Source organism: Thauera aminoaromatica, from assembly GCF_000021765.1.
GTDB classification, from domain to species: domain Bacteria; phylum Pseudomonadota; class Gammaproteobacteria; order Burkholderiales; family Rhodocyclaceae; genus Thauera; species Thauera aminoaromatica.
On sequence record NC_011662.2, the window covers coordinates 963,080 to 989,236 of the forward strand.

Sequence of the window (26,157 nt, forward strand, 5' to 3'; positions counted from 1 at the left end):
CGGAGGCTGCCCGAGACCATGACCACCGAATCCCGACTCGTGAAACCGACCTTCCAGCAAGTCATCCTCACGCTCCAGCACTTCTGGGGCGAGCGCGGCTGCGTGCTGCTGCAGCCCTACGACCTCGAGGTGGGCGCCGGCACCAGCCACACCGCCACCTTCCTGCGTGCGATCGGCCCCGAGCCCTGGAACGCCGCCTATGTGCAGCCCTCGCGCCGCCCCAAGGACGGCCGCTACGGCGAGAACCCCAACCGCCTGCAGCATTACTACCAGTTCCAGGTGGTGCTGAAGCCCTCGCCGCTGAACATCCAGGAGCTCTACCTCGACAGCCTGCGCGCGCTCGGCATCGACCCGACGGTGCACGACATCCGCTTCGTCGAGGACGACTGGGAGAACCCCACCCTGGGCGCCTGGGGACTGGGCTGGGAAGTCTGGCTGGACGGCATGGAGGTCACCCAGTTCACCTACTTCCAGCAGGTCGGCGGCCTCGATTGCAAGCCGGTGCTGGGCGAGATCACCTACGGCATCGAGCGCCTGGCGATGTACCTGCAGGGCGTGGAGAACGTCTATGACCTAGTGTGGTCTGTCGCGCCGGACGGTCGCAAGGTCACCTACGGCGACGTTTACCACCAGAACGAGGTCGAGCAATCGACGTTCAACTTCGAGCACAGCAACGTCGACTTCCTGTTCTCGCTATTCAACAACTACGAGTCCGAGGCCAGGCGCGTGATGGAGGTCGGGCTGGCACTGCCGGCCTACGAGATGGTGCTCAAGGCCGCCCACACCTTCAACCTGCTCGACGCCCGCGGCGCGATCTCGGTGACCGAGCGCGCCGCCTACATCGGCCGCATCCGCAACCTCTCGCGCGCGGTCGCCCAGGCCTATTTCGAATCCCGCGAAGCCCTCGGCTTCCCGATGCTGAATGCTGAAAAGGAGGCCGCGTGATGACCGTTGCGACCCTGCTCGTCGAACTGCTCACCGAAGAACTGCCGCCCAAGGCCCTGCCGCGCCTGGGCGAGACCTTCGCCACCAGGATCGCCGAGGGCCTGAAAGCCAAGGGACTGGCGCCTGTCGACGCCGCCTTCCGCAGTTTCGCCAGTCCGCGCCGGCTGGCGGTGACCGTGGCGCAGGTGGCTGCCGAGGCCGCCGCGAAGGAGGTCACCGAAAAGCTGATGCCCGTGTCCGTGGCGCTCGACGCCGAGGGCAAGCCCACCCCGGCGTTGCTGAAGAAGATGGAAGCGAAGGGCATCGCCGCCGAGGCCGTCGCCCGCTTCGAGCGCCGCCTGGACGGGAAGGCCGAGGCTTTGTTCCACACCGCCATGGTGCCGGGCGCGAAGCTCGCCGATGTGCTGTCGGGGGTCGTGCAGGACGCCATCAAGGCGCTGCCCATCCCCAAGGTCATGCGCTGGGGCGATGGCGACGCCACCTTCGTGCGCCCGGTGCACAAGCTCACCCTGCTGCACGGCGCCGAGGTGGTGCCGGGCCGCGTGCTGGATCTGGATTCCGGCCGTACCTCCCGCGGCCACCGCTTCATGAGCCGCGGCGACCTCTCCATCGCCACCGCCGACGCCTACGAGCCCACGCTGCTCGCCGAGGGCAAGGTCATCCCGAACTTCGCCGAGCGTCGCGCCGACATCGAGCGCCAGCTGCTCGCCGAGGCCGCGAAGCAGGGTGCGCTGCTCAATGAATACGCCGACCTGCTCGACGAGGTCGCCGCGCTGGTCGAACACCCGACGGTGTACGTGGGCGAGTTCGAGGCCGAGTTCCTCGCCGTGCCGCAGGAGTGCCTGATCCTGACCATGCGCGCCAACCAGAAGTATTTCCCGCTCTTCGATGGCGCCGGCAAGCTGCTCAATCGTTTCCTGATCGTCTCCAACATGCAGGTGGCCGACCCGATCAACATCGTCGCCGGCAACGCCCGCGTGGTGCGCCCGCGCCTGTCGGACGCGCGCTTCTTCTTCGAGCAGGACAAGAAGCAGAAGCTCGAGGCCCGCCTGCCGCGCCTGGCGCCGGTGGTCTATCACAACAAGCTCGGCAGCCAGCTCGAACGCGTCGAGCGCCTCGAGGCGCTGGCCGGTGCGATCGCTGCACAGCTGCACGGCGACGTCGCCGCGGCGAAGCGTGCCGCGCGCCTGGCCAAGGCCGACCTCGTCACCGACATGGTCGGCGAGTTCCCCGAGCTGCAGGGCATCATGGGACGCTACTACGCGCTCGCCGACGGCGAGGGCGAGGTGGTGGCCGACGCCATCCAGGCCCACTACCAGCCGCGCTTCGCCGGCGACGCACTGCCCGCCGGTAACGTCGCCGCCGCGGTGGCGCTGGCCGACAAGCTCGACGCCCTGGTCGGCTTCTTCGGTATCGGCATGGTGCCCACCGGCGACAAGGATCCGTTCGCGCTGCGCCGCGCCGCGCTCGGCGTGCTGCGCATCCTCATGGAAGCGCCGCTGCCGCTCGAGCTGCCCAGGCTGATCGACACCGCGGCTGCCGGCTTCAAGCCCGGCCTGCTGACGGCCGAAGGCTTCGCCGCGCAGCTGCAGGACTTCATGTACGAGCGTCTGAAGAACCTGCTACGGGAGACGGGCCGTGACGGCGCCGTGATCGACGCCGTGCTGGCGCTGAGACCCGCGCGCATCGACCTGGTGCCGGCCAAGCTCGCCGCGGTGGAGGCCTTCCGCGCGCTGCCCGAGGCCGAGGCCCTGGCCGCGGCCAACAAGCGCATCGTCAACATCCTCAAGAAGGCCGAAGGCGCGCCGGGCGAGCCCGACCTCGCGCTGCTGCAGGAAGCTGCCGAGAAGGCGCTCTTCCGTCAGGTGGTCGAGGTGGCGCCGCTGGTGCGTTCGCACGTCGCCAACGAGGACTACACGGATGCGCTGCGGGCACTCGCCGGACTGCGCGCAGCGGTGGACCAGTTCTTCGAAGACGTCATGGTGATGGCGGAGGAGCCGCTGACCCGTGCCAACCGCATCGCGCTGCTGGCCCAGCTCGCCGGCCTGATGAACCAGGTGGCGGACATCTCGCGCCTGTCGGCCTGATCGTCATAGCCCCCGCGGCGTGCGTCGCCGCGGGCTTCGCCCCCGCAAGGAGCCCGTGATGAAGCTCATCATTCTCGACCGCGACGGCGTGATCAACGTCGACTCGGGGCAGTACATCAAGTCGCCCGAGGAGTGGAAGCCGATCCCCGGCGCGCTGGAGGCGATCGCACGGCTCAACCAGTGGGGCTGGCGGGTGGTGGTGGCGACCAATCAGTCCGGCATCGGCCGTGGGCTGTTCGGCATGGACACGCTCAACGCCATCAACGACCGCATGGTCAGGAGCCTCGCCCAGGCGGGCGGGCGGCTCGACGGCATCTTCTTCTGTCCGCACGCGGCCGACTCCACCTGCGACTGCCGCAAGCCCAAGCCGGGCATGCTGCTGCAGATCGCCGAGCGCTTCAACGTCGAGCTCGCCGACGTGCCCTGCGTCGGCGACGGCCTGCGCGACCTCCAGGCCGCCGCGGCGGCTGGCGCGCAGCCCTGGCTGGTGCTCACCGGCAAGGGCGAAGCCACGCGCGCGAGCGGCGAGCTTCCGCCTGGGACGCTGGTGTATCCCGACCTCGATGCGGTCGCCGCCGCGCTGACCGCCTGAGCGGCGCGGCGCGACAGCGCTGCCGCATCCCTCACGCACTCTTCACCGGACGAGAATCGTGCATCTGCTCCGCTCCATCCTGTTCGCACTCGTGCTTACCGTGATCACGGTGCCCTACGCGTTCTTCGCCACCCTCATCTTCTGGCTGCCGCCGATGACCCGGCACCGGCTGATCACGAGCTGGGTGCCGATCATGATGTGGGTGATCCGCCACGTGCTCGGCATCCGCTACCGCGTGATCGGCGCCGAGAACATCCCGGCCGGTCCCGCGGTGGTGCTGTCCAAGCACCAGTCGGCATGGGAGACGATCGCGCTGCAGGTGATCTTTCCGCCGCTGTGTTACGTGCTCAAGCGCGAGCTGCTGCGCGTGCCCTTCTTCGGCTGGGCGCTGGGCAGGATCCCGGGCATCGCCATTGACCGCTCCGCGGGCAAGGACGCGCTCACCCAGGTGGTGGAGCAGGGCCGCGAGCGCCTCAAGGAGGGCCTGTGGGTGGTGGTCTTCCCCGAGGGCACTCGGGTGGCGCCGGGTGCGACGCTGCGCTACAAGCCCGGCGGGGCCATCCTCGCCAAGCGCGCGGGCGTCCCCGTGGTGCCGGTGGCGCACAACGCGGGCGAGTTCTGGAGGCGCAACGCCTTCATCAAGCGCCCGGGCGAGATCGTCGTCAGCATCGGCCCGGTGATCGACGTCAAGGGTGCCAAGGCCACCGATGTGAACGAGCAGGCGGAGGCCTGGATCGAAGGCGAGATGCGCCGGCTGTTCCCGCATCTCTATCGCGAAGAGGCGGGCATGCCGCCGGCCGCGGGCGATGCCGCGGCGGAAGACGAGGGGAACTGAGCGCGTTCTCGCCCGGTCTCCCGCATAGGCCGCCGGGGCGGCCCCAGACATCGGGAGAGGGACGATGGGTGAAGAAATCCGCGCACTCGGCGAGGACGAGATCCTCGCCAGCCTTGCGGCGGGGCTGCCGCACTGGCGCCTCGAGGCCGGCGCCCTGGTGCGCGACTACCGCACCGGCGGCTGGAAGGCGACACTGATGGTGGCCGGTGTGGTCGGGCACCTGGCCGAGGCGGCTTGGCATCATCCCGAGCTGGAGCTGTGCTGGGACCGGGTGCGGGTGCGCCTGTCCACGCATTCGCCGCGCGGCATCACCGCACGCGATTTCGCGCTCGCGCGCAAGATCGAGGAGGTCGTGCACTGGCAGCCCGCGCGCGAGGGCGGGGCGCTCGAAGGCACGCCGAACGCGGACGACCGCTTCCGTTACATCCGCTACGACTGAAGCGGCGTGCGTGCGTTTCCGCTGCAGTCCGCGCCCTGCCGCGTCACCAGCCGGTAGACGCAAAAAGGCCCCGCACGCGGGGCCTTTTTGCCAGACGGTGCCGGAGGAAGCTTAGGCAGCCTTCTTGGCGGTGGTCTTGGCGGTGGTGCTGACGGCCTTGACGGTGGCGTTGGTCGCGGCAGCCACGTTGGCTTCGGCGATCTCGGCGACCTGCTTGGCGGCCTTGCTCATGCTGTCGTAGGCGCTGTTGGCGGCGGCGATGGCCGACTTGACAGCGGCGACGGCGACGTCCGAACCGGCGGGAGCCGACTTGGCAGCCTTGTCGAGCGCGGTGGCGACGCCCTTGTTGAGCTCGGCGACCTGGCCTTCGAAGACCTTCGACATCTCTTCCTGGCTCTGCGACGAGATCTCGTAGACGCTGCGGGCGTAGGCGACGGCCTTCTCGACGATCGGCTGGGCCAGCGAAACCTGCAGGTTCACCAGCTCCTGCACGTCCTTGGCAGCCAGCAGGGCCTTGGTGTTGGCCACGCCGTCTTCCAGCAGCGAACGGGCGGTGTTCAGGTTCAGGGCGGCGAGGCGCTCGGCGCTGGCGAAGGCGGTGTTGGCCAGGGTCAGCAGGGTCTCGATGTTGGCCTTGTTGGCGGTGGCGAACTGCTCGGGGGTGACGAAGTTGCTCATGTGGATCTCCTTGGAAAGTGTGGGTGCATCAACATCGCTCGGGTAGCTGCGATGTTGCGTTGCAGCATGGTTCGGATTATACGGACCCGATCGAGGCTGTCAAGCATATTTTGGTGCATCGCAACATCCCGGATTGATTGAAGGAATCAATCACTTGCGCCAGGACGCCATTTCGTCCGGTGAAGGGTTCGGGGTGTTGCATTGCACGGGCGGCGAGTACGCCGAAGCAGTGTGCCGGGCACGGGTTGCAGGCGCATGACGTCTTCCCGCGGTTAAACGCAAGCGGCCGGCTGGACGCCGGCCGCGGTGCGGATCGAGCGCGGGACGATCAGTCGTGGCGGAAGTTCGCCTTGCGCTTCTCGACGAAGGCCGCCATGCCTTCCTTCTGGTCGTTGAGCGCGAACGCGGAGTGGAAGACGCGGCGCTCGAACAGTAGGCCCTCGTTGAGGCTGCTCTCGAAGGCGCGGTTGATCGATTCCTTGATCATCATGACCACCGGCAGCGAGTAGCCGGCGATGGTCTCCGCGGTGGCGAGCGCGTCCTCGAGCAGCTTGTCGGCCGGCACCACGCGCGCGACCAGGCCGGCGCGCTCGGCTTCGACCGCGTCCATCATGCGTCCGGTCAGGCACAGCTCCATCGCCTTCGCCTTGCCCACCGCGCGCGGCAGGCGCTGCGTGCCGCCCGCGCCGGGCAGGGTGCCGAGCTTGACTTCCGGCTGGCCGAACTTCGCGGTGTCCGCGGCGATGATGATGTCGCACATCATTGCCAGCTCGCTGCCGCCGCCGAGCGCAAAGCCCGCCACCGCGGCGATCACCGGCTTGCGGCAGGTCTTCACGCGCTCCCAGTTGCGCGTGATGTACTCGCTCTTGTAGGCATCCATGTAGGAGAAGTTCGCCATCGCGCCGATGTCGGCGCCTGCGGCGAAGGCCTTCTCCGAGCCGGTGATGACGATGGCACCGATGCCATCGTCGGACTCGAAGTCGTTGAGGGCGGCGGTGATCTCGTTCACCACCTGATCGTTGAGCGCGTTGAGCGCCTTGGGGCGGTTGAGGGTGATGAGGCCGACACGGCCGCGTTTCTCGGCGAGGATCATCTCGAAGCTCATGCTGTCTCCTTCCTGGTTATCCGATCGTGGGGGGGAATCATTGTCCGCCGGAGGGCTGTCCGTCGGACTTGGGCTGGATCACCGCGCGCACCCGGCCCGCGGGCGCACCCTGGCGGCTGCCCGGGGCGTTGGTGGCGAGATAGTTCTCGGTGATCGCGTCGTACTCGATGTAGTGACCGCTGACCTGGTCGCCGCCGCTGCTCACCTTGGCGCGGTTGAAGAGCCTGGCCTTCTCGGTCCGGCTGTCGTACTCGATGCGTTCGGCCTCGCCTTCGACGTATTCGGCGCTGCCGTCGCGGCGCTGGCGGAAGGTGGCCAAGCCCTTGCCGGCTGCGGTGGCGACGCCGTTCTGGAAGCCGGCGGCGTCCTGCGTCACGACCAGCTTGTCGCCGCGGATGGTGAGCGTGCCCTGGGTCAGGACCACGCTGCCCTCGAAGATGTGCACCTTGTTGCGGTCGTCCACCGTGAGGCGGTCGGCCTCGATGTTGACCGGCTGGTCGCGGTCGGCCTTCTCGGCGAGCGCCGGGGTGGTGACGGCGGCGAGCAGCGCGGCCACGGTAGCGAGGAGGATTCGCTTCATGAGGGGGATCCTTGGCGGCGGGGTGGCATCGTCGTGCTGACCTCGCCGATGAGTTCGAGCGTGCCGAACAGGTTGTCCGCACGCATGCCCTTGGCCGTCGCGCGTCCGGCGCCGCGGGTCATCAGGACCGGCGAGTCGGTGCGTGCGCGCTGGGCGTCCGGCCACACCGCGAGCGTCTCCGAGTCGAGCGCGAGCGGCAGCGCCCCGGCCTGGCCCGGACGCCGCACGCGCACTTCGCCGGTGAGGTCCACCTGCTCGCCACCGGGCGAGACGTCGGCCGCGCGCGCGGTGATCGTGGTCGTGCCTTCCGCGCCGTGCAGCTGCAGGCGGGGCGTGTGCAGCCGGGTGATGTCGCCGACGGGGAAATGCTCCAGGCGTTCGGCCACGAGCTCGTAGCGCTGCGCACCGTCGGCGCCGAAGCCGACCACGCGGGTGTCGTGGGCGATGAAGTCCGGACCGGTCTGCTCGATGCTCGCCGCCGGATCGTCGATCCGGGTGATGCGCTCGAGCCACACCGATCCGCCCGCCAGCAGCGCGAGGGCGAAGACCGGATACAGGCGCCAGGTGTCGACCCGCATTCAGATGACCTTCGCGAGCATCAGGTCGTGGGTGGTGAGCGCACCGGCGAGCCGGCCGGCGTCGTCGAGCACCAGGAGCTGGCTGATGCGCATGTTCTCCATCGTCGCGGCGGCCTCGGCCGCGAGCGCGCCGGGCGCGATGCTGCGCGGACTGCGCGTCATGACCTCGCTGACGCGCGCGCTGCGCACGTCGCAGCCCTTCTCCAGCGCGCGCCGCAGGTCGCCGTCGGTGAAGATGCCCACGGGCACCTCGTCGGCGTCGACCACCGCAGTCATGCCCATGCCGCCGGCGGTCATCGCCAGCAAGGCCTGGGTGAGGGGGGCGTCGCTGCCCACGCGCGGGACCGCCGGCGCGGGACGCATGACGTCGCCGACGTGGGTCAGCAGCCGGCGGCCGAGCGCGCCGCCGGGGTGGGAGCGGGCGAAATCCTCGGCGGCGAAGCCGCGGGCGTCGAGCAGCGCGACCGAGAGCGCGTCGCCGAGCGCGAGCGCCGCCGTGGTGCTCGCGGTGGGCGCGAGGTTGAGCGGGCAGGCCTCCTCGGCCACGCCGGCGTCCAGATGCGCATCGGCCTCGCGTGCGAGCGGCGAGTCCGGCTTGCCGGTCATCGCGATCAGGCGGGCGCCCTGGCGCTTGACCAGGGGCACGATGGTGAGCAGCTCCTCGCTGGAGCCGGAGTTCGACAGTGCGATCACCACGTCTTCCGGCGTGATCATGCCGAGATCGCCGTGTGCGGCCTCGGCGGCATGCACGAAGTAGGCCGGGGTGCCGGTGCTGGCGAGCGTGGCGGCGAGCTTGCGGCCGATGTGGCCCGACTTGCCAACGCCGGTGACGATCACCCGGCCATGGCGCGCGAGGATGATCTCGACCGCGCGCTCGAATTCCTCGCCGATGCGCGCCCCGAGCGCGGCCACGGCGTCTGCCTCGATGCGCAGCACGCGGCGGGCGAGGGCGACGGCTCGGCTTTCGCCCGAAGCGGAAATTGGGTCCATGGATTCGATGCTTTAAACTGGCGCGGAAGGGAGACCGGTGGCTCGACGGGATGACGGCGCGCCGTTGCCGGCAAGCTCCCGATCGAGCGGATTGTATACCAAACACCCGCGCCGCCGCCCGGCAGCGCTGGCGCCACACGCGGCCGGGCTTCCATGCTGAATACCCTCGAATTCGTGGTCCTGCTGCTGGCCGCCGCCGTGGTGATGGTGGCCCTCTTCCGCAGCATGAACCTGCCGCCGGTGCTCGCCTACCTGCTCGTCGGCGCGCTCGGCGGGCCGCATGCGCTCGACCTGATGCAGGAGTCCGCCGGCGCGCGCCACCTCGCCGAGTTCGGCGTGGTGTTCCTGATGTTCTCGATCGGGCTGGAGTTCTCGCTCGGGCGCCTGATGGCGATGAAGCGCATCGTGTTCGGGCTCGGACTCGCCCAGGTGCTGACGACGATCGCGCTCGCCACCCTGCTCGGTCGCCTCGGCGGGCTGGGCTGGATCACCAGCTTCGCGCTCGGCGGCACGCTGGCGATGTCGTCCACCGCGATCCTCTCCAAGCTGCTCGCCGACCGCATGGAGCTCGACAGCCGTCATGGCCGCGAGGTGATCGGCGTGCTGCTGTTCCAGGACATCGCGGTGGTGCCGCTGCTGATCCTGCTGCCGGCGCTGTCGCGCCCGGCCGAGGAGATGATGTTCACCCTCGGCCTGGCGGCCTTCAAGGTGGTCTTCCTGCTCTCGCTGGTGCTGGTCTTCGGCCAGCGCCTGATGCGCTGGTGGTTCACCGTGATGGCGCGGCGGCGCTCGGGCGAGCTCTTCATGCTCAACGTGCTGCTGATCACGCTCGGGCTGGCCTGGCTGTCCGAGCGGGTCGGGCTGTCGCTCGCGCTCGGCGCCTTCCTTGCCGGCATGCTGATCTCGGAGACCGAGTACCGCTACCAGGTGGAAGAGGACATCAAGCCCTTCCGCGACGTGCTGCTCGGGCTCTTCTTCGTCACCGTCGGCATGTTGCTCGACGTCGCCGAGATCGTGCGCAACCTGCCGGCAGTGCTCGGCCTGCTCGGCGCGCTGCTGGTGCTCAAGTTCGGGCTGGTGTTCGCGGCCTCGCGCGTGTTCGGTTCGCCGGCGGGCACGGCGATGCGCTCCGGGCTGTGGTTGTGCGCGGGCGGCGAGTTCGGTTTCGTCCTGCTGTCGCAGATCCTCGACCTCGGGCTGATGCCCTACGGCCTCGCCCAGGCCGCGGTGGCCGCGCTGGTGCTGTCGATGCTGGTCGCGCCGCTGATCGTGCAGGTGAGCGACCGCCTGGTCATGCGCTTCGTCGCCTCGGAATGGTTGCTGCGCTCGATGGAGCTCACCCGGGTGGCGGCGCAGTCGCTCAACACCGAGCGCCACATCATCGTGTGCGGCTACGGACGCAGCGGCCAGTACCTGGCGCGCTTCCTCGAACAGGAGAACGTCGCCTACGTCGCGCTCGACCTCGACCCGGAGCGCGTGCGCGAGGCGGGCGCGGCCGGGGACACCGTGGTGTACGGCGACGCCGCGCGGCGCGAGACCCTGGTCGCCGCCGGCATCCAGCGCGCGAGCGCGCTGGTGGTGTCCTTCGACGCGCTGGAGGCGGCGCTGCGGGTGATCCATCACGCCCACGCGCTGCGTCCCGGCCTGCCGGTGGTGGTGCGCGCCGGCGACGAGGCCGACCTGGAGAAGCTTGCCCAGGCGGGGGCGGCCGAGGTGGTGCCCGAGGCCTTCGAGGCCAGCATCATGCTCGCCTCGCACGCGCTCGCGCTCACCGGGGTGCCGCTCAGTCGCGTGGTGCGGCGCATCCGCGAGATCCGCAGCCAGCGCTATGCGCTGATGCGCGGCTTCTTCCAGGGCAGCAGCGATGCGGGCGATGCGGGCGCCGGCGCGGAGGCGCGCCTGCGCTCGGTGATCGTCCCGGAGGGCGCGGCGGGAGTCGGGCGCAGCATCGGCGAACTCGGGCTGGAGGAGTTCGGCGTGGCGGTGTCGGCAGTGCGTCGGCGCGGCATCCGCGCGCTCTCGCCGGGTGCCGAGACACGCATCCAGAGCGGTGACGTGATCGTGCTGCTCGGCGTCCCCGGCGGCCTGGAAGCAGCCGAGGAGCGCCTGCTGGGTGGCTGAGCCGCCCGCGCTCCGCACGCCTCACGCCTCACAGATTCGAACACACCGTGTGCGCGTTCGCTTCGAGCAGCCGGTTGGCCGCGGAGATCGCCACCAGCCCGGTGTCGCCGGGTGTGCCGGCACGCAGCGAGCCGGCCGCGGGGTCGCCGTCGTCGAGCGCGATGTCGATCTGTGTGACCAGCTTGCCGGGCACGTTGTCCGAGCACACCACCAGGCTGCCCGGCAGGCCGAGCACGCTGCCACCGCGCTGCACGCCGAGCCGGCCACCGAGTGCGTTGCGCGGCAGGAAGCCGGCGTCGGCGGTGTCGGTGCTGCCGGTGGCGATGCCGGCCAGGCGCAGGTGCTGCCAGAGGCGGACGGACTCGGTGTCGGCGCCCGCATCCCAGGTGCCGTCGATCACGCCGTTGCCGTTGCCGGCCACGGTGCAGCCGCTGCCGCCGGAGCAGAGATGGCGGACGGCGGCGGGGTCGTCGCCGGGGAGGGCGCGGAAGCGGTCCTGATAGGCATGGACCATCGCCGGCACGCTGCGCAGGTCCTGGGCGAGGTTCTTGACACGGGCACTGTCGATCAGCGCCTGCCCCTTCATGACCCCGCCGAGCAGCAGGCCGACGACGAGCAGCACGATCGCGATCTCGACGAGGGTGAATCCGGTTTGCGGTTTCTTTTGCATGGTTTGTCTCCCGGGTGATGTGGCAGTGGTGATGGAAAGGGCTTTGTGCGGATGCGCGGCCGGGATCACAGCCGCCCGGCCTGGGCGAGACGGGCGATCAGCAGCGGGCGCCCGAGCCAGGCGAGCAGATCGTCGAAATCGGCGCCCGGTTCGCCGGCCTGGTAGCTCGGGGTGGCGCTGGCGTGGCTGGTGTTGTCGCCGTCGGCGTGCAGGTTGGCGCCGGTCGACCACACGATCGCGACCGCCTGCGAGTCGGTCGTGGTGATGCGCCGGCCGTCGTGATCGCGGATCTGCAGGCGTGCGCCGGGTGTGGTGGCGGCGCCGATCGGCGCCACGCTGAAGGCGGGGTCGACGCGGTAGCGCCAGTACCCCGTCCAGTCGTCGGCGGCGGAGTGGCGGTCGCGGCCCCAGGCGTCGGTCGCCGGCATCGCCAGGCTGCGCCAGGGCAGCACGCCCTCGCGCGCGAGGTTGCAGGGCGGGCCGTCCTCGAGCCCGTAGCCAGGGCTGGCGGGATCGGTTTCGGTGCTCGGGCAGGGCAGGCGGCCGTGGATGATGGCGAAGCCGGTAAGCGCGAGCTGGATGTCGTGCAGACGCTCGAGCGTGGCGTTGCGGTCGCGCGCTTCCAGCCGGCTCGCCACCGGGACCAGCAGGCTGCCGCCAAGCAGGGCGAGGATCACCAGCACCATGGCGAGCTCGACCAGCGTGAAGCCGCGCGCGGGAGCGCTCGAATGCGCGGGCTTGTGCATGCGAGCGGGAGGCGGGGTCAGGGCAGGCATCGGACAACGTCCTCGCTGGCGGGGCGATCGGGCGCGGTGACGCGGAAGTGCGCGGCACCCTCGAACTCGGGATTGCCCAGGCGTAGCGCGGCGACGTTCCGGCCCTCGAACCAGGCCGCCGGATCGGCGCGCTCGGCAGCGGTGGTTCGCAGTTGGCGCTCGGGGCCGCTGCGGATGCGCTCGCCCCCGAATGCCAGCACCGCCCGGCAGCGCTCGCCGGGTGCCGCGGGCCGCGTCACGCCGATGCAGTCGCTGCCGTCGGGGCAGGCGGCGAAGCGGATCTGCTCGTGCCAGTCGTCGATGAGCGGACGTTGTGCGGCGGCGATGCCCAAGGTCTCCGCCGTGGGCAGCACACCCACCGCGAGCGTGCCGAGCGGGCGGGCGTGGCGTGCGAGCCATTCGGTGCGGCTCGCCGCAAGCCGGCCGGCAAGCGCGTTCGCGCTGCGGGCGAGGAGCGCATCGAGATGGCTGGCGTGGTCGCGGCGCCGACGCAGTGCGTCGAAGACGTCGTCGATTCCGATCCAGGTGGCGAGGTCGTTGGGCGCCTCGTCGTCGAGGGTGGCCGGGTGGAGGGTGATCTCGATCACCCCGCTGCCTGCGCGCGCATGGCCGGGGTCGAGGTAGTGCGAAAGGTCGGCTGCGGCCGAGTCGCTGCCTGTGCAGCTCGTGCCCCGGGTGGGCGGACGGATCTGGCTGCTGCGTGGCGGCCCGGGGCTGAACACGATCGCCACCGCCATGCCGTCGCCGGACGCTGCCTGAAGGCTGCGCCCGGCGGGATCGAGCAGGCCGAACTGGCCCGGGCTGTCCCAGTTCAACGCCGCCGGCTTGGGGTTGTGCTTGACGCTGCCGGCGACCGCGTACCACAGGCATTCGCCCCAGCCGTCGCGCAGCTCGGGCAGGCCGAGGGTGCGCCAGGGCAGGCGCCCGATCGCGGCGGTGCCGCGCGCACCGCAGGCACCGATCGGGGTGGAGCCGGTGTTGCCGGCATCCGGACAGGGCAGGAAACCGTAGCCCTCTCCGGGGTGGGTCTCGGCGTAGCTGATCGCGTAGCCGATCAGCGCGGCGCGTGCGGTGGCGAGCACCTCGACGCTGCGCGCGTGGGCGAGCGCGTGGGCGCGGGCGCGCAGTTCGCCGCCGGCGAGCAGGCCGCCCGCCGCGAGCAGGGTGAGCACCAGCAGGGCGGCGATCAGGGCCTGACCGCGGATCGCGCCGGGTCGCCGGGGACGCATCACCCGCGCGGGCACGCGAGCGGAGTGCGGATCCCGCTGGCGGCGCCGCTCCCGGCAGGGCAGGCGGGCCCTCCGGATCATGGCCGCGCTCCGCGCATGTCGACACCGGGCCTTGCAGCGCTGTCGGCGGGGCCCGCTGCTCGATCTGCGGGTGCCGCATCGTCGCGCTCGGGGTAGGCCTGCCCAGGCCCGGCCGTGACCGTCGCGACGGCGGTCGGCACGAGCTCTCCGCTGCGTAGCTGCGTGCGCCGGCCGGCCGCCACTACCACCGCGGCGTCGCCTGCGATCGGGTGCAGGCCGAGTGCGCGCGCGGACTGCCAGGTTCCCTCCACCCAGAGCAGGATCTCGCCATCCGGGCGACGCAGGACGCCGTCGATGCGCCTGGCGATGGGCCCGGGCGGCGGGCTGGAGGCAGGCGGACAGGCTGCCGGTGCAGGCTCGGCGGGGGCCGGCGCTGGGGTCGGAAGGGGCGGCGGCGCTGCATCGAGGGCGGCGAGTGCGGCGCGTTCGGCCTCGCGTGCGGCGAGTTCCGCCTCCTCGGCCGCAAGCGCGGCGGCACGCGCCGCACGGGCGCGCTCGGTCGCGGCCAGGGCTGCGGCCTCGACCTGCGCCTGGTGCTCCATCCAGACGAGGGCTCCCAGGATCGTCGAGGCGACGAGCGCGAGCGCGCCGAGCACGCGCCTTTCGGGCAGCCTGGGCCAGCGCCGTGCGCCGGCCGCGAGCGGCCAGCCGATCGTCGTGGGGGCGTGGCGCAGGGCGAGCAGCAAATGGGCGTCGTAGCTGTTCGGGAGTCCGCAGCCCGCGAGCGTGTCGGCGGCGGCGACGCCGATCGGAGGCAGTGTGGCGTGCTCCGTCCCGGTCTGAGCCGGAAGGTCCGCGACGATGCGATCGAGTGGCGCATCGCTGGCGATGCGGTGCTGGGCGGCCAGGTAGTCGCGGGTGCGCTCGAGCTCCGTCGCCAGCGCTTGCGGATCGGCGAGGGAGTCGGCGTGGCCGCGCACGAGGCGGGAGAACAGGGTGTGTTCGCCGGCCAGCAGCGAAATGCGCAGGCCCGCGCGCCCGTGGGTGGCGAGCAGGCGCGGCCGTGGCGGCGCCTTGCCGTGGCGGCGCTGGCGTGCTCCTGGCAGGGGCAGGCGTGGCAGGAGGGCGCTGGCGGGGACGAGGATTTGGGGGCGGCGTCCGTCGGCCGCGAGGCGATCCAGCCAGGGCAGGAGTTCGGTGCTGCGCTCCATCCCGGCGAAAAGCACCCGCTCGGCGCCCTGGCGTCCGTCGGGCAGGGCGCCGAGCGGCGTGGCGCGTGCGAAGCGCGGCTCGGGGAACCAGTGAGCGAGTCGGCGCGCGAACAGGGCGCGACGGTCGCTGCCGCGCACGCGCGGCAGGTCCTCGATCTGGTAGGCCTCGTCGGGCAGGTCGACCAACATCCGGCAGGGCTCGTCCGGCGGGCGGCGGGCGAGCCAGCTTGCGAAGGCGGCCTCCTCGCCGCAGGTGAAGGCAGCGAGGAGGGTGATGCCGTCGTCATTCCCGATGCATGCGAGGAGGCCGGACGGAGCCACGGCGAGGAGCAGGGGTTCGCGACGCATGGTCAGACCGGCAGGCGGGTGATGAGCTCGTAGATCGGCCCCAGGACCGCGCTCGCGATCCACAGCAGCAGGCCGCCCATGAGGATGGTGAGTGCGGGTTCGGCCGCGGCCTGCAGGCGGGCGATGCCCTCGGCGACGTCGCGGCGGTAGAGGCTGGCGACCTTGGCGAGCGCGTCGTCGAGCGCGCCGGTGTGTTCGCCCAGGCGCAGCATGCGGATGACGAGGGGCGGGAAGACCCGGGTCGCCTCGAAGGCGACCGAGATCGGGCGGCCCTGCTCGATCGCGCCCGTGGCCTCGCGCAGTCCGGCGCGCAGGGCGAGGTTGGCGGTGGCGCCGGTGCTGGTGTGGAGCGCGTCGATGACGTTGATGCCGGCGCCGTAGAGGGTGGCGAAGAGCGCGGCGAAGCGCGCGAGGGCGAGCTTTCGCAGGATCCCGCCGACCAGCGGCAGTTGCAACAGCAGGGCGTGCACGCGGGTGCGCAGCGCTTCGGAGCGGGCGAGCGCGTGGGCGCTGCTCGCCGCGCCGGCGAGCGTGACGAGCAGCATGGCCCAGCCCCAGTCGCGCACCGCCGCGGACAGTCCCACCAGAATGCGCGTCTGCAGCGGCAGGCGCTGGCCGGTGCCGCGCAGCAGACGCTCCAGTTCGGGCACCACGTGGATGAGGGCGACCACCACCGCGGCCAGCAGCACCGTGGCGACGATGGCGGGATAGATCGCGATGCGGCGCGCGTGGCTGGCGAGTTCTTCTTCCTGCGCGAGCGCGGCGCCGATGTCGCGGATCGCCTCGGGCAGGCGGCCGGCCTGTTCGCCCGCGCGCAGCAGGCTCACCGCGACCGCGGAGAAGGCCTCGGGCTGGCGAGCGGCGGCGCCCGACAGCGGCAGGCCGCGCTCGACGTCCGCGATCAGTGCGCCGATCACCTGCTGCAGCCGCGGCTCGGCGCCGGCGTCGCGCAGCAAGGCCAGGCTCTCGAAGGGCGGCACGCCGGCGGCGAGGAGTTGCTCGAGGTGGTAGCAGAAGGGAATCAGCTCGCGGCGCGCGATGCGCCGGCGCGGCAGCAGGCCGCGCACGCCGCGTGGTTGGGCGTCGATCAGCAGCAGGGCGCGCGCTTCGAGCAGGCGCTCGAGTTCGCCGAGGTCGGCCGCATCGAGCTCGCCGCGCACGCGGCGGCCGTCGGCAGCGAGCGCGCGGTAGCGCCAGGTGCTCATGGGGCCTTCCTCCCGTCGCTGCACGACATCCTCCGCGGCGGACGAGCGCGCTGCCCTTCGGGCGGCCGCAGGGGCACGCTCATGCCTCACCTCCGTGCGCGGTCTTCGCCGTAGCCGCGAGCGCGGAGAGGTCGACCACGCGGGCGAGCTCGGCGAGGCTGGTGTTGCCGTCGAGCACCCGGCGCAGTCCGTCCTCGGCCAGACTGCGATGGCCGCGCGTGCGTGCGGCTGCACGCAGCTCGCCCGGGCTGGCGCGGCGTGCGACGAGCTCGTCGAGCTCGGCGTCGAAGGGCAGGATCTCCATGATCGCGAGACGGCCGCGATAGCCGCGGAAGTCGCATTCGGGGCAGCCGCGCGCGCGCCAGCTCGGCGCTGGCGGGGCATCGGCGGCGAGGCCGGGCAGGTGACGCTCGGGGGCGTCGTCCGGCACCGGCTCGCGGCAGGTGGGGCACAGCCGGCGCACCAGGCGCTGGGCGAGGATGCCGCACAGGTTGCCGGCGAGCAGTTCGGCGCCGATGCCGATCTCGTGCAGGCGCGGCAGAGCGCCGAAGATCGAGTTGGCGTGCAGGGTGGCGAACACCTGGTGGCCGGTGAGTGCGGCGCGCAAGGCCATGGTGGCGGTGTCGGCGTCGCGGATCTCGCCGATCAGGATCACGTCGGGGTCCTGGCGCAGCAGCGCGCGCACGCCGTCGGCGAAGTCGAGCCGTGAGGCGTCGCCGACCTGGGTCTGGCGGATCAGCGCGAGCGGATACTCGACCGGATCTTCCAGAGTCATGATGTTGACCGCCTCGGTGTTGAGGTGGCCGAGCATGGAGTACAGCGTCGTGGTCTTGCCGCTGCCGGTGGGACCGACCACCAGGATCAGGCCCTCGGGGCGGGCGAGGATGCGGTCGAGGGCGGCGCGTTGCGCGGGGTCGAGGCCGAGCGCGTCGAGCGGGACGATGCCCTTGTCGCGGTCGAGGATGCGCAGCACGATGTTCTCGCCGTGCAAGGTGGGCTGGGTGGCGACGCGGAAGTCGATCGGCCGGCCGCCGAGCGCAAGGCCGATGCGCCCGTCCTGCGGGCTGCGCGACTCGGCGATGTCCATGCCGGCGAGCACCTTGATGCGCACGGCGAGCTCCGCCCAGCACGACTTGTGCATCGCGCGCACCTGGCGCAGCGTGCCGTCGATGCGGTGGCGCACGCGCAGGAAGCCGGCCTCGGGCTCCAGGTGCAGGTCGGAGGCGCCGCGCGCGGCGGCCTCGGCGAGCAGGGCGTCGACCAGGCGCACGACGAGTTGCGGGTCGCGCGCGCCAGCGATGGGCTGTCCGGCGCGGCGTTCGAGCTCGCGCACCATGTCCTCGATCGAGCTCGCCTGACCGTAGTGCTGTTCGATCGCGCGGCCGAGTTCGTTGTCGCCGGCCAGGCGCAGTTCGACGTGCACGTCCGGCCCGAGCTCGGCACGCAGACGGTCGAGGGCGACGATGTCGTGGGCGTCGGCCATCGCGACGATCAGGCGGTGGCGGGCGGCGTCGTACTGGAGCGGCAGCAGGCGGTGGCGCCTTGCGAGCGCCTGCGGCACGCGCGCGATCGCGTCGGGGTCGGCGAGCGCGCTGGCCAGGTCGACGCAGGGCAGGCCGCTGCGTGCGGCGAGCGCCTCGCGCAGCGCGGCCTCGCTGACGAAGCCGAGTTCGACCAGCACGCGGCCGAGCGGCCGGGCGCGGCCGCGTTGCTCGTGGAGCGCGATGCGGAGCTGGTCCTCGCCGATCAGGCCGGCGGCGATGAGGATCTGGCCGATGGGGAGCGGAGCGTTCATGGCGGGCTCGTGCCGGCATCCGCGTTGGCGGCGCTGGCGGACGTGGAGGAGGCGGCAGGAGAGCGGGGATCGGCAGGGTCGGGATAGGCCGCTTCCGAAAAGCCTTCGGCGGCGGAGACCGCGCCTGCGGGGGCGAGCAGCGGGCGCAGCGGCAGGTGGGGGAAGTTGCGCTGGCCGGGCGAGGGCGAGTCGAGGAGGAAGTCGTCGTCGGGCAGGTGGCCGGCGTATTCGGCGTAGCCGCCGCGCATGCCCGGCTCGTCGATCAGCAGGGGGCGCAGGAAGATGAGCAGCTCGGTGCGGCGCACGTTGTTGTCGCGGCGGGTGAATAGTTCGCCGACCACGGGCAGGTCGCCGAACAGCGGGATGCGGCCGGTGTCGTGGTCGATGCGGTCCTCCATCAGCCCGCCGAGGACGGCGACCTCGCCGCTGCGCAGGCGCAGCATGGACTCGATTTCGCGTGTGCGGATCTGCGGCACGCGGTTGGGGATGTCGCCGAGCGAGGGGTTGGGGTCGTCCTTGAAGCCGGAGATGCCCGAGATGGTCGGCCGCACGTTGAGGGTGATGTCGCCGTCGGCGGAGATCTGTGGCGTGACCGACATGACCATGCCGACCGAGACCGATTGCGGCGTGGTGGTCGCGGAGATGCGGGCCTGCTTGCGGTCGTCGTACTCGGTGGTGGTGCTGTCTACGAGGAAGTAGACGACCTCCTCGACGACCTTGAGCATCGCGGTCTGGTTGTTGAGCACCGACAGGCGCGGGCTGGAGAGCACCTTGACGGTGCCGAAGGTCTCCAGCAGTTCGAGACGGATGTCGGAGTTGGCCGACAGGTAGCTCAGCGTGGGCTGGCCGGATGTGGCGTCGCCGCTGCCGCGCGGGCGCACGCTCCAGCTCGGCACGCCGAGCCGGGTCCAGTCGATGCCCTGGCGGTAGCCGTCGGCGAGGGTGACCTCGACGATCGTGGCTTCGATCATCACCTGGCGCCGCGCCGCGCGCTGCACCCCCGCGAGGAAGGCCTCCAGCTGCTCGTGCTGGCGCTGGGTGGCGCGCGCCATGACGATGCCGCTCTCGCGGTTGAGCATCAGGTCGGCGTTGCGGCAGCCGGCGGGGGACTCGCCGCGGCGCTCGCCCCCGCAGTCGGGCGCGCGCCCCGGCCCGGCGAGGATGGCGGCGAGGTTGTGCTCGAGCGTGTTCCAGAAGTCGTTGGCCGAGCGCGTCTCGATCTGGGTGATCGAGGCGTTGCCAGCGCCGCCTGTCGAAGACGCGCGCTGACCGGCGCCGCCGGCGCTGCCCGAGGTGGCGATCTGCGTGCTGGTGGCGACGGTGCCGTGCATGTCGCGGCTCAGGTTCACATAGTCCACCGCATAGCTGCGGATGTAGGGGGTGTCGGGGCGCACGCGCAGGTGGCGGCCGCGCAGCTCATAGCGCAGGTCGACCTGGCGGGCGATGCGCTCCAGCAGCTCGCCGAGCGGGCGGTCGTGGGCCTGCAGGCTGACGTTTCCGGTGATTCCGGCATGGAGGTCGAGCTCCAGCCCGGCGTCGCGGCCGATGGCGAGCAGCAGCTGCTCGGCCGGGATGTCGAAAACGTCGATCGAGTATCCGCGCACCGCGGGAGCTGCTCGCCCGCGGGCCGGAGCGGGCGGAGGCGCGCCCGTCGCCGCGCTCGCTGCAGCACCTCGGCTGGAAGAAGGCGACTCCGCGATCGGCGGCGCGAGGCTTCTTGTCGCCGTGCCGACAGGCGCGGTGCGCTCGATCGCGGTGCGCTTGTCGAGATGCCCCTCGAGTGCGGGCGGGCGGCCGAGCGGCGCACATGCAGCGGTCGCCAGAAGCGCCGCGGTCGCGAGCAGCCTGCGCAGGTCGGTCGATGTGCATGTCATGCGAACATGCTATTCGTATTGAAATAAAATGTGAATAAGCGCATGGAATTATTTTCTGGGTGCCGCGGTCGTCACCGGAGCGGAGGAGGTGTCCTGCGGGGGAATGGCCCGGACCTGCTTGCTGCGCTGCAGCATCAGTCCGCCAGCGGGCGCAAATCTCTGATATATTCAAGAGTTTTCACATTCGGCCGATCGACGTGACCGTGTCCGCCCCACATCCCTCCCCGCTGGTTTCGCTGCGCGACGTGCGCTTCGCCTATGGCGAGCGCGAGGTGCTGCGCGGCATCGACCTGAGCGTGCATCGCGGCCAGGTGGTCGCCATCATGGGCGGCAGCGGCTGCGGCAAGACCACGCTGCTGCGCCTGATCGGCGGGCAACTGCGCGCGACCGGCGGCACCGTGGAGGTGGAGGGGCGCGACGTGGCGCGGCTGTCGGGCAGCGAGCTCTACGCGCTGCGTCGGCGCATGGGCATGCTGTTCCAGTTCGGCGCGCTGTTCACCGACATGAGCGTGTTCGACAACGTGGCCTTCCCGCTGCGCGAGCACACCGACCTGCCCGCGGGCATGGTGCGCGACCTGGTGCTGATGAAGCTGCAGGCGGTGGGGCTGCGCGGCGCGGCGAAGCTGCATCCCAACGAGCTCTCGGGCGGCATGGCGCGGCGGGTGGCGCTGGCGCGCGCGGTGGCGCTCGACCCGATGCTGATCCTGTACGACGAGCCCTTCGCCGGCCTCGACCCGATCTCGCTCGGCATCATCGGCCAGCTCATCCGCAAGCTCAACGACGCGCTCGGCGCGAGCTCGGTGATGGTGACCCACGACGTGCACGAGTCGCTGGCGATCGTGGACTACATCTACTTCGTCTCCGACGGCCGCATCGTGGCGCAGGGCACGCCGGACGAGATCCGCGCCTCGAGGGATCCCTTCGTGCATCAGTTCGTCCACGCCGAGGCCGACGGGCCGGTGCCCTTCCACTATCCGGCCGAGCCGATCGAGCGCCTGCTCGGCGGGGAGGGCGCATGAGCGCGATCGCCTCCGCGCTGCGCCGCATCGGTGCGCTGACCATCGATGGCATCTGGCGCCTGGGCTTCGCCACCCGCTTCCTGTTCGCGGTGCTGCTGAACTCCGGGCAGTCGCTGCGGCGCATCCATCTCACCATCCGCGAGCTCTATTTCAGCGGCGTGCTGTCGCTGCTGATCATCATGGTCTCGGGGCTCTTCGTCGGTCTCGTGCTCGGGCTGCAGGGCTACGACATCCTGCAGCGCTACGGCTCGGCCGACGCGGTGGGGGTGATGGTGGCGCTGTCGCTGCTGCGCGAGCTCGGTCCGGTGATCGCCGCGCTGCTGTTCGCCAGCCGCGCCGGCTCGGCGATCACCGCCGAGATCGGCCTGATGAAGACCACCGAGCAGTTGAAGGCGATGGACATGATGGCGGTCAACCCGATCGCGCGCGTGGTCGCGCCGCGCTTCTGGGGTGGCGTGCTGTCCATGCCGCTGCTGGCGGCGCTGTTCTCGGCGATGGGCGTGTTCGGCGGCTGGCTGATCACCGTGGTCGTGATCGGCGTCGATGACGGCGCGTTCTGGTCGCAGATGCAGGCCGCGGTCGAGTTCCGCTACGACGTCGTCAACGGCGTGATCAAGTCCGCGGTGTTCGGCACCGTGGTGTCGCTGATCGCGGTGTTCGAGGGCTACGATTGCCAGCCGACCGCCGAGGGTGTGTCGCGCGCGATCACCCGCACCGTGGTGACCTCCGCGCTGGCGATCCTGGCGCTGGATTTCGTGCTTACCTCCTTCATGTTCAGGGGTTGATGATGAGTCGTACCGCGCTCGACCTGTGGGTCGGCCTCTTCGTGGCGATCGGCTTTGCCGCGCTGGTGTTCCTCGCCATGAAGGTCGGCAATTTCTCCGGCCTCGACGGCGCCGAGACCTATCGCGTCGAGGCCCCCTTCGACAACATCGGCGGGCTCAAGGTGCGCGCGCCGGTCAAGAGCTCCGGCGTCCTCGTGGGCCGGGTCGCGGTGATCCGCTTCGATCCCGCGATCTACCGCGCGGTGGTCGAGCTCGAGATCGACAAGCGCTATGCGTTTCCCGCCGACACCACCGCGTCCATCCTCACCTCCGGCCTGCTCGGCGAGCAGTACGTGGGGCTGGAGGCCGGTGCCGACACCGCGATGCTCAAGGGTGGCGACCGCGTGCTGATCACGCAGTCCGCGGTGGTGCTGGAGAAACTCATCGGCCAGTTCATGTTCGACCGCGCCGCCGACGCGCCCGCCCAGTAGGTCGGCAAGGAACTCCGGAGAAAACAGCAATGCGAAACGTCTTCCGCTCCTCCCGTGCAGGCCTGGTCGCGGCCGCGCTGTCGGCCGCGCTCGCGACCGGCTGTGCGACCACCGCGAATCCCGATGATCCACTCGAGGGCTACAACCGCGCGATGTTCGGCTTCAACGAACAGGTCGACAAGGTGGTGATCAAGCCCGCAGCCCAGGTCTACGAGGCGGTGCTGCCGCATCCGGTGCGTACCGGTGTCGGCAACGTGCTAGGCAACCTCGGCGATCCCTGGGTCGCGCTCAACAACCTGCTGCAGGGCAAGGTCGCCGAGGGCATGGGCGATTTGATGCGCTTCGCGCTCAATTCCACCTGGGGCCTGCTCGGCCTGCTCGACGTCGCCGGTGAGGCGGGCCTGCCCAAGCACGACGAGGACCTCGGGCAGACGCTCGGCCGTTGGGGCGTGGGCGAGGGCGCCTACATCGTGCTGCCCTTCTTCGGTCCGCGGACCGTGCGGGATGCGGTCGCGCTGCCCGCCGACTTCATCGCCAACGAGCCTTTCAGCATCGATCACGTGGCGACGCGCAACACCGTGCTGGGCACGCGCGTTGTGCACCTCCGCTCCACGCTGCTCGGTGCCGACCGCACGCTCGAGGAGGCGGCGCTCGACCGCTATGTCTTCGTGCGCGACTTCTATCTCGAACAACGCCGTTACAAGGTCAGCGATGGCCGCCAGGAACGCGTGTACGAAGATTTCGACGAACAGTCGGCCGCACCGCCCGGTGGCGACGTCGATACGGCCGCGGCCTCTGCGGTCGGGAACCTCGAACACGCGGACATCGGTGCGAGCCCGGCCACGGCCGGCCGCCGCGTCGCCCGCCAATCCGTCCAGTAAGCGAGAACCATGAACAAGATCCTCGATTTCCTCCGCGCCTTCCTTCTTTGCGCCTTGCTCGGCGCCGCGCTGCCCGCGACGGCCAGCGCCGACAAGGCGCCCGATGTGCTCGTGCGCGACGTCACCACCGAAGTGCTCGAGATCGTGCGCGCCGACAAGGCGATCCAGGCCGGCGACACCCAGCGCGTGATCGCGCTGGTCGACGCCAAGGTGCTGCCGCACTTCGACTTCCGCCGCATGACCATGCTCGCGGTCGGGCGCGACTGGCGCCAGGCCAGCGCCGAGCAACAGACCAGGCTGACCGATGCCTTCCGCACCCTGCTGGTGCGTACCTATTCAAACGCGCTGACGCAGTACCGCGACCAGCGCATCGAGTTCCGTCCCTCGCGCTTCGCCCCTGCAGACACGAGGGTGCAGGTCCGCACCGAGGTGGTGCAGGCCGGTGCGCAACCGATCGGCATCGACTACATGCTGGAGAAGGGCGAACAGGGCTGGAAGGTGTTCGACGTGATCGTCGCCGGCGTCAGCCTGGTCACCAACTACCGCAGCAGCTTCGGACAGGAGATTGCGCGCGGTGGCATCGATGGCCTGATCCGCTCGCTCGAGGAGCGCAACCGCGCGCTCGCCGAGCAGCAGGGCATGAGCCAGGGCGACGCGGGGCGCGGCGCGTGAGCGATCCCGCGCTGTTCGCGCCCGCGGGCGCGCTGACCATGCAGAGCGCGCCGGCGCTGCTCGCCGAGGGGCAGCGGCGCGCGCGCGCGGGCGACCTGGTGGTCGATCTCGCGGCGGTTTCCGCCGCGGACTCCGCGGCGCTCGCGCTGATCCTCGACTGGATGCGCTGCGCGCGTGCGGCCGGCCACGCGCTGATGCTGCGCAACCCGCCTGCCGGGCTGACCAGCCTGGCTGCGCTCTACGATATCGACGGCCTGCTGCCGCTGGAGCGCGCCGCATGAGCACGCCGGCGATCCGTATCCAGGGTGTAAGCAAGCACTACGGCAGCCTGAAGGCGCTCGGCGGGGTCGACCTCGAGGTTGGCCAGGGCGAGTTCTTCGGCCTGCTCGGCCCCAACGGTGCGGGCAAGACCACGCTGATCTCGGCACTCTCCGGTCTGGTGCGGCCCGACAGCGGGACGCTCGCGATCATGGGGCACGACGTCGTCGCCGACTATCGCAACGCCCGCCGCAACCTCGGCGTGGTGCCGCAGGAGCTCGTCTTCGATCCCTTCTTCTCGGTGCGCGAGCTGCTGCGCATCCAGTCGGGCTACTTCGGCATCCGCAGCAATGACGACTGGATCGACGAGATCCTCGCCAGCCTCGACCTGACCCACAAGGCGAGCGCCAACATGCGCATGCTCTCGGGCGGCATGAAGCGGCGCGTGCTGGTGGCACAGGCGCTGGTCCACCGGCCGCCGGTGATCGTGCTCGACGAGCCCACCGCGGGCGTGGATGTGGAGCTCCGCCAGGGCCTGTGGCAGTTCATCCGCAAGCTCAACCGCGACGGCCACACCATCGTGCTCACCACGCATTATCTGGAAGAGGCCGAGGCCTTGTGCGGACGCATCGCGATGCTCAAGGCCGGGCGCATCGTCGCGCTCGACACGACCGCCAACCTGCTGCGCCGCTTCGCCACCCACAGCCTGTCCGTGCGCCTGGAGCACCCCGCGCGCGGCGTCGAGCTGGGCGGCAGCGCCGGCGAGGGCGGCTGGGTGGACTTCGCCTTCGACAGCTATGGCGAGGTGGAGACCTTGCTCGCCCGTCTGCGCGAGGGTGGAGCCGGCCTCGTCGAGATGCGGCTCGGCGAGCCCGATCTCGAACGCGTCTTCGTCGAGGTGATGAACCGTGCCTGAACAATCTCCCCACGCCGTCCCGCGCATCGAGCCGATGGCGGCCGAGTCGCCGCTCGCCGGCTTCCGCACCCTCCTCTACAAGGAAGTGCTGCGCTTCTGGAAGGTCAGCTTCCAGACCGTCGCTGCGCCGGTCCTCAACGCGCTGCTGTTCCTGCTCATCTTCTCCCATGTGCTCGACCGCCACGTCACGGTCTACGGCGAGGTCGCCTACACCAGCTTCCTGGTGCCCGGCCTGGTGATGATGTCGGTGCTGCAGAACGCTTTCGCCAACAGCTCGTCCTCGCTGATCCAGAGCAAGATCACCGGCAACATCATCTTCGTGCTGCTGCCGCCCTTGTCCTACCGTGAGTTCTACGCCGCCTACGTGATCGCCTCGATCCTGCGGGGCTTGATGGTGGGGGCGGGCGTGCTCGCGGTGTCGGCCGCCTTCGTCGTGGTGCCGATGGCGCATCCGCTGTGGGTGCTGGGCTTTGCCGTGCTCGGCGGCGCGATCCTCGGTTCGCTCGGGGTGATCGCGGGGATCTGGGCGGAAAAGTTCGACCAGCTCGCCGCCTTCCAGAACTTCCTCATCATGCCGCTGACGATGCTGTCGGGGGTGTTCTACTCCATCCACTCGCTGCCACGGTTCTGGCAGGACGTGTCGCATTTCAACCCGTTCTTCTTCATGATCGACGGGTTCCGCTACGGTTTCTTCGGTCAATCGGACACCTCGCCCTGGCTTTCGCTCGGCGTCGTGGGCCTGTGTTTCGTCCTGCTCGCGGCGCTCACCCTGGCGATGCTCGCGCGCGGTTACAAGTTGCGTTCGTAAAGGATTCCAAATGTTCGAAGCAAGTGAAGTCAAGCGCCTGATCGAGCAGGGCCTGCCCTGCGAGCTGGTGGTCATCGAGGGCGAGGATGGTGTGCATTTTCGCGGCATCGTCGTCAGCGCTGCCTTCGAGGGCAAGATGAAGGTGCGCCAGCACCAGGCGGTGTATGCCACCCTGGGCCGCCTGATGGGTAACGAGATCCACGCCCTGCAGCTGCAGACCTTCACGCCCGCGCAGTGGGAAGAAGGCCGCGGCGAACTCGGGATGTGAG

Annotated in this window: 27 protein-coding genes; 15 read left to right on the forward strand and 12 right to left on the reverse strand. The window is 70.6% G+C overall.

Annotated features, from left to right (window positions below; translation table 11 throughout):
* Positions 1 to 18 precede the first annotated feature (18 nt).
* From glyQ to TMZ1T_RS04270, 5 genes are all read left to right on the forward strand, one after another.
* Positions 19 to 945 (forward strand): glycine--tRNA ligase subunit alpha, encoded by a 927-nt coding sequence (gene glyQ, locus TMZ1T_RS04250; RefSeq protein WP_004322709.1) that lies wholly within the window; start codon positions 19 to 21, stop codon positions 943 to 945.
* A complete protein-coding gene (glyS, locus tag TMZ1T_RS04255; protein ID WP_004322707.1) occupies positions 945 to 3,032 on the forward strand; it encodes a glycine--tRNA ligase subunit beta in 2,088 nt (695 codons plus the stop codon). Before glyQ ends, glyS begins: the two co-directional genes overlap by 1 nt.
* A gap of 58 nt (positions 3,033 to 3,090) precedes the next feature.
* The gene (gmhB, locus tag TMZ1T_RS04260; RefSeq protein WP_004322705.1) at positions 3,091 to 3,624 is read left to right on the forward strand and encodes a D-glycero-beta-D-manno-heptose 1,7-bisphosphate 7-phosphatase; all 534 of its coding nucleotides are present in this window, start codon (positions 3,091 to 3,093) and stop codon (positions 3,622 to 3,624) included.
* A 58-nt stretch (positions 3,625 to 3,682) separates the two neighbouring features.
* Positions 3,683 to 4,459 carry a lysophospholipid acyltransferase family protein gene (locus TMZ1T_RS04265; RefSeq protein WP_012584686.1) on the forward strand — a complete coding sequence of 259 codons (777 nt, stop codon included), beginning with the start codon at positions 3,683 to 3,685 and terminating at the stop codon, positions 4,457 to 4,459.
* A gap of 64 nt (positions 4,460 to 4,523) precedes the next feature.
* Positions 4,524 to 4,898 carry a 4a-hydroxytetrahydrobiopterin dehydratase gene (locus TMZ1T_RS04270; RefSeq protein ID WP_004322701.1) on the forward strand — a complete coding sequence of 125 codons (375 nt, stop codon included), beginning with the start codon at positions 4,524 to 4,526 and terminating at the stop codon, positions 4,896 to 4,898.
* Between the two features lie 111 nt (positions 4,899 to 5,009).
* On the opposite strand, the gene TMZ1T_RS04275 is transcribed toward TMZ1T_RS04270, so the two are convergent.
* The 5 genes from TMZ1T_RS04275 to TMZ1T_RS04295 form a co-directional block, all read right to left on the reverse strand.
* Positions 5,010 to 5,576 carry a phasin family protein gene (locus TMZ1T_RS04275; protein ID WP_012584687.1) on the reverse strand — a complete coding sequence of 189 codons (567 nt, stop codon included), beginning with the start codon at positions 5,574 to 5,576 and terminating at the stop codon, positions 5,010 to 5,012.
* Between the two features lie 328 nt (positions 5,577 to 5,904).
* On the reverse strand, positions 5,905 to 6,681 hold the full coding sequence (locus TMZ1T_RS04280) for an enoyl-CoA hydratase (RefSeq protein WP_004322698.1): 777 nt from the start codon (positions 6,679 to 6,681) through the stop codon (positions 5,905 to 5,907).
* Positions 6,682 to 6,718: 37 nt separating this feature from the next.
* Positions 6,719 to 7,261, reverse strand: coding sequence for a lipopolysaccharide transport periplasmic protein LptA (gene lptA, locus TMZ1T_RS04285; RefSeq protein WP_004322696.1), 543 nt, complete (start codon positions 7,259 to 7,261; stop codon positions 6,719 to 6,721).
* Positions 7,258 to 7,839, reverse strand: coding sequence for an LPS export ABC transporter periplasmic protein LptC (gene lptC, locus TMZ1T_RS04290; RefSeq protein ID WP_012584688.1), 582 nt, complete (start codon positions 7,837 to 7,839; stop codon positions 7,258 to 7,260). Before lptC ends, lptA begins: the two co-directional genes overlap by 4 nt.
* Positions 7,840 to 8,829 (reverse strand): KpsF/GutQ family sugar-phosphate isomerase, encoded by a 990-nt coding sequence (locus TMZ1T_RS04295; protein ID WP_012584689.1) that lies wholly within the window; start codon positions 8,827 to 8,829, stop codon positions 7,840 to 7,842.
* A gap of 153 nt (positions 8,830 to 8,982) precedes the next feature.
* Between TMZ1T_RS04295 and TMZ1T_RS04300 the strand changes: the two genes are divergently transcribed.
* The gene (locus tag TMZ1T_RS04300) at positions 8,983 to 10,950 is read left to right on the forward strand and encodes a monovalent cation:proton antiporter family protein (protein WP_012584690.1); all 1,968 of its coding nucleotides are present in this window, start codon (positions 8,983 to 8,985) and stop codon (positions 10,948 to 10,950) included.
* 28 nt (positions 10,951 to 10,978) lie between these two features.
* Here the strand turns inward: TMZ1T_RS04300 and TMZ1T_RS04305 are convergent, their stop codons facing one another.
* The 7 genes from TMZ1T_RS04305 to TMZ1T_RS04335 form a co-directional block, all read right to left on the reverse strand.
* Positions 10,979 to 11,620 carry a prepilin-type N-terminal cleavage/methylation domain-containing protein gene (locus tag TMZ1T_RS04305; protein ID WP_012584691.1) on the reverse strand — a complete coding sequence of 214 codons (642 nt, stop codon included), beginning with the start codon at positions 11,618 to 11,620 and terminating at the stop codon, positions 10,979 to 10,981.
* A gap of 65 nt (positions 11,621 to 11,685) precedes the next feature.
* Entirely contained in the window at positions 11,686 to 12,396 is a 711-nt protein-coding gene (locus tag TMZ1T_RS04310) for a type II secretion system protein (protein ID WP_004325900.1), read from the reverse strand.
* Entirely contained in the window at positions 12,384 to 13,625 is a 1,242-nt protein-coding gene (locus TMZ1T_RS04315; RefSeq protein ID WP_041589614.1) for a hypothetical protein, read from the reverse strand. The genes TMZ1T_RS04310 and TMZ1T_RS04315 overlap by 13 nt, the downstream gene beginning before the upstream one ends.
* A 77-nt stretch (positions 13,626 to 13,702) precedes the next feature.
* Positions 13,703 to 15,205, reverse strand: a complete 1,503-nt coding sequence (locus TMZ1T_RS04320) for a hypothetical protein (protein ID WP_012584693.1) — start codon at positions 15,203 to 15,205, stop codon at positions 13,703 to 13,705.
* A 2-nt stretch (positions 15,206 to 15,207) separates the two neighbouring features.
* Positions 15,208 to 16,410 (reverse strand): type II secretion system F family protein, encoded by a 1,203-nt coding sequence (locus tag TMZ1T_RS04325; RefSeq protein WP_004307385.1) that lies wholly within the window; start codon positions 16,408 to 16,410, stop codon positions 15,208 to 15,210.
* Positions 16,411 to 16,489: 79 nt separating this feature from the next.
* The gene (locus tag TMZ1T_RS04330) at positions 16,490 to 18,205 is read right to left on the reverse strand and encodes a GspE/PulE family protein (protein WP_012584694.1); all 1,716 of its coding nucleotides are present in this window, start codon (positions 18,203 to 18,205) and stop codon (positions 16,490 to 16,492) included.
* Positions 18,202 to 19,809 (reverse strand): pilus (MSHA type) biogenesis protein MshL, encoded by a 1,608-nt coding sequence (locus TMZ1T_RS04335; RefSeq protein ID WP_041589615.1) that lies wholly within the window; start codon positions 19,807 to 19,809, stop codon positions 18,202 to 18,204. The genes TMZ1T_RS04330 and TMZ1T_RS04335 overlap by 4 nt, the downstream gene beginning before the upstream one ends.
* Before the next feature lie 467 nt (positions 19,810 to 20,276).
* On the opposite strand from TMZ1T_RS04335, the gene TMZ1T_RS04340 reads away from it, so the two are divergent.
* The 9 genes from TMZ1T_RS04340 to TMZ1T_RS04380 are packed head-to-tail and all read left to right on the forward strand — an operon-like array spanning position 20,277 to position 26,156.
* Positions 20,277 to 21,098 (forward strand): ABC transporter ATP-binding protein, encoded by an 822-nt coding sequence (locus TMZ1T_RS04340; RefSeq protein WP_012584696.1) that lies wholly within the window; start codon positions 20,277 to 20,279, stop codon positions 21,096 to 21,098.
* Positions 21,095 to 21,883, forward strand: coding sequence for a lipid asymmetry maintenance ABC transporter permease subunit MlaE (mlaE, locus tag TMZ1T_RS04345; protein ID WP_012584697.1), 789 nt, complete (start codon positions 21,095 to 21,097; stop codon positions 21,881 to 21,883). Before TMZ1T_RS04340 ends, mlaE begins: the two co-directional genes overlap by 4 nt.
* A gap of 2 nt (positions 21,884 to 21,885) precedes the next feature.
* Positions 21,886 to 22,353, forward strand: a complete 468-nt coding sequence (mlaD, locus tag TMZ1T_RS04350) for an outer membrane lipid asymmetry maintenance protein MlaD (RefSeq protein ID WP_040828939.1) — start codon at positions 21,886 to 21,888, stop codon at positions 22,351 to 22,353.
* 29 nt (positions 22,354 to 22,382) lie between these two features.
* The gene (locus TMZ1T_RS04355) at positions 22,383 to 23,234 is read left to right on the forward strand and encodes an MlaA family lipoprotein (RefSeq protein ID WP_004307374.1); all 852 of its coding nucleotides are present in this window, start codon (positions 22,383 to 22,385) and stop codon (positions 23,232 to 23,234) included.
* A gap of 9 nt (positions 23,235 to 23,243) precedes the next feature.
* Positions 23,244 to 23,906: an MlaC/ttg2D family ABC transporter substrate-binding protein gene (locus TMZ1T_RS04360; RefSeq protein ID WP_004307372.1), complete on the forward strand. Its 663-nt coding sequence runs from the start codon at positions 23,244 to 23,246 to the stop codon at positions 23,904 to 23,906.
* Entirely contained in the window at positions 23,903 to 24,187 is a 285-nt protein-coding gene (locus TMZ1T_RS04365) for an STAS domain-containing protein (RefSeq protein ID WP_004307370.1), read from the forward strand. The genes TMZ1T_RS04360 and TMZ1T_RS04365 overlap by 4 nt, the downstream gene beginning before the upstream one ends.
* Positions 24,184 to 25,080: an ABC transporter ATP-binding protein gene (locus tag TMZ1T_RS04370; RefSeq protein ID WP_004307368.1), complete on the forward strand. Its 897-nt coding sequence runs from the start codon at positions 24,184 to 24,186 to the stop codon at positions 25,078 to 25,080. The genes TMZ1T_RS04365 and TMZ1T_RS04370 overlap by 4 nt, the downstream gene beginning before the upstream one ends.
* A 34-nt stretch (positions 25,081 to 25,114) precedes the next feature.
* Entirely contained in the window at positions 25,115 to 25,888 is a 774-nt protein-coding gene (locus TMZ1T_RS04375) for an ABC transporter permease (RefSeq protein WP_004307366.1), read from the forward strand.
* 10 nt (positions 25,889 to 25,898) lie between these two features.
* Entirely contained in the window at positions 25,899 to 26,156 is a 258-nt protein-coding gene (locus TMZ1T_RS04380; RefSeq protein ID WP_004307364.1) for a BolA family protein, read from the forward strand.
* Position 26,157 lies beyond the last annotated feature (1 nt).

Coding starts and splice junctions, on each gene's coding strand:
- glyQ (WP_004322709.1), top strand. CDS start 19: ATGACCACCGAATCCCGACTCGTGAAACCGACCTTCCAGCAAGTCATC.
- glyS (WP_004322707.1), top strand. CDS start 945: ATGACCGTTGCGACCCTGCTCGTCGAACTGCTCACCGAAGAACTGCCG.
- gmhB (WP_004322705.1), top strand. CDS start 3,091: ATGAAGCTCATCATTCTCGACCGCGACGGCGTGATCAACGTCGACTCG.
- TMZ1T_RS04270 (WP_004322701.1), top strand. CDS start 4,524: ATGGGTGAAGAAATCCGCGCACTCGGCGAGGACGAGATCCTCGCCAGC.
- TMZ1T_RS04275 (WP_012584687.1), bottom strand. CDS start 5,576: ATGAGCAACTTCGTCACCCCCGAGCAGTTCGCCACCGCCAACAAGGCC.
- TMZ1T_RS04280 (WP_004322698.1), bottom strand. CDS start 6,681: ATGAGCTTCGAGATGATCCTCGCCGAGAAACGCGGCCGTGTCGGCCTC.
- lptA (WP_004322696.1), bottom strand. CDS start 7,261: ATGAAGCGAATCCTCCTCGCTACCGTGGCCGCGCTGCTCGCCGCCGTC.
- lptC (WP_012584688.1), bottom strand. CDS start 7,839: ATGCGGGTCGACACCTGGCGCCTGTATCCGGTCTTCGCCCTCGCGCTG.
- TMZ1T_RS04295 (WP_012584689.1), bottom strand. CDS start 8,829: ATGGACCCAATTTCCGCTTCGGGCGAAAGCCGAGCCGTCGCCCTCGCC.
- TMZ1T_RS04300 (WP_012584690.1), top strand. CDS start 8,983: ATGCTGAATACCCTCGAATTCGTGGTCCTGCTGCTGGCCGCCGCCGTG.
- TMZ1T_RS04305 (WP_012584691.1), bottom strand. CDS start 11,620: ATGCAAAAGAAACCGCAAACCGGATTCACCCTCGTCGAGATCGCGATC.
- TMZ1T_RS04310 (WP_004325900.1), bottom strand. CDS start 12,396: ATGCCTGCCCTGACCCCGCCTCCCGCTCGCATGCACAAGCCCGCGCAT.
- TMZ1T_RS04315 (WP_041589614.1), bottom strand. CDS start 13,625: ATGCGTCCCCGGCGACCCGGCGCGATCCGCGGTCAGGCCCTGATCGCC.
- TMZ1T_RS04320 (WP_012584693.1), bottom strand. CDS start 15,205: ATGCGTCGCGAACCCCTGCTCCTCGCCGTGGCTCCGTCCGGCCTCCTC.
- TMZ1T_RS04325 (WP_004307385.1), bottom strand. CDS start 16,410: ATGAGCACCTGGCGCTACCGCGCGCTCGCTGCCGACGGCCGCCGCGTG.
- TMZ1T_RS04330 (WP_012584694.1), bottom strand. CDS start 18,205: ATGAACGCTCCGCTCCCCATCGGCCAGATCCTCATCGCCGCCGGCCTG.
- mlaE (WP_012584697.1), top strand. CDS start 21,095: ATGAGCGCGATCGCCTCCGCGCTGCGCCGCATCGGTGCGCTGACCATC.
- mlaD (WP_040828939.1), top strand. CDS start 21,886: ATGAGTCGTACCGCGCTCGACCTGTGGGTCGGCCTCTTCGTGGCGATC.
- TMZ1T_RS04355 (WP_004307374.1), top strand. CDS start 22,383: ATGCGAAACGTCTTCCGCTCCTCCCGTGCAGGCCTGGTCGCGGCCGCG.
- TMZ1T_RS04360 (WP_004307372.1), top strand. CDS start 23,244: ATGAACAAGATCCTCGATTTCCTCCGCGCCTTCCTTCTTTGCGCCTTG.
- TMZ1T_RS04370 (WP_004307368.1), top strand. CDS start 24,184: ATGAGCACGCCGGCGATCCGTATCCAGGGTGTAAGCAAGCACTACGGC.
- TMZ1T_RS04375 (WP_004307366.1), top strand. CDS start 25,115: ATGGCGGCCGAGTCGCCGCTCGCCGGCTTCCGCACCCTCCTCTACAAG.
- TMZ1T_RS04380 (WP_004307364.1), top strand. CDS start 25,899: ATGTTCGAAGCAAGTGAAGTCAAGCGCCTGATCGAGCAGGGCCTGCCC.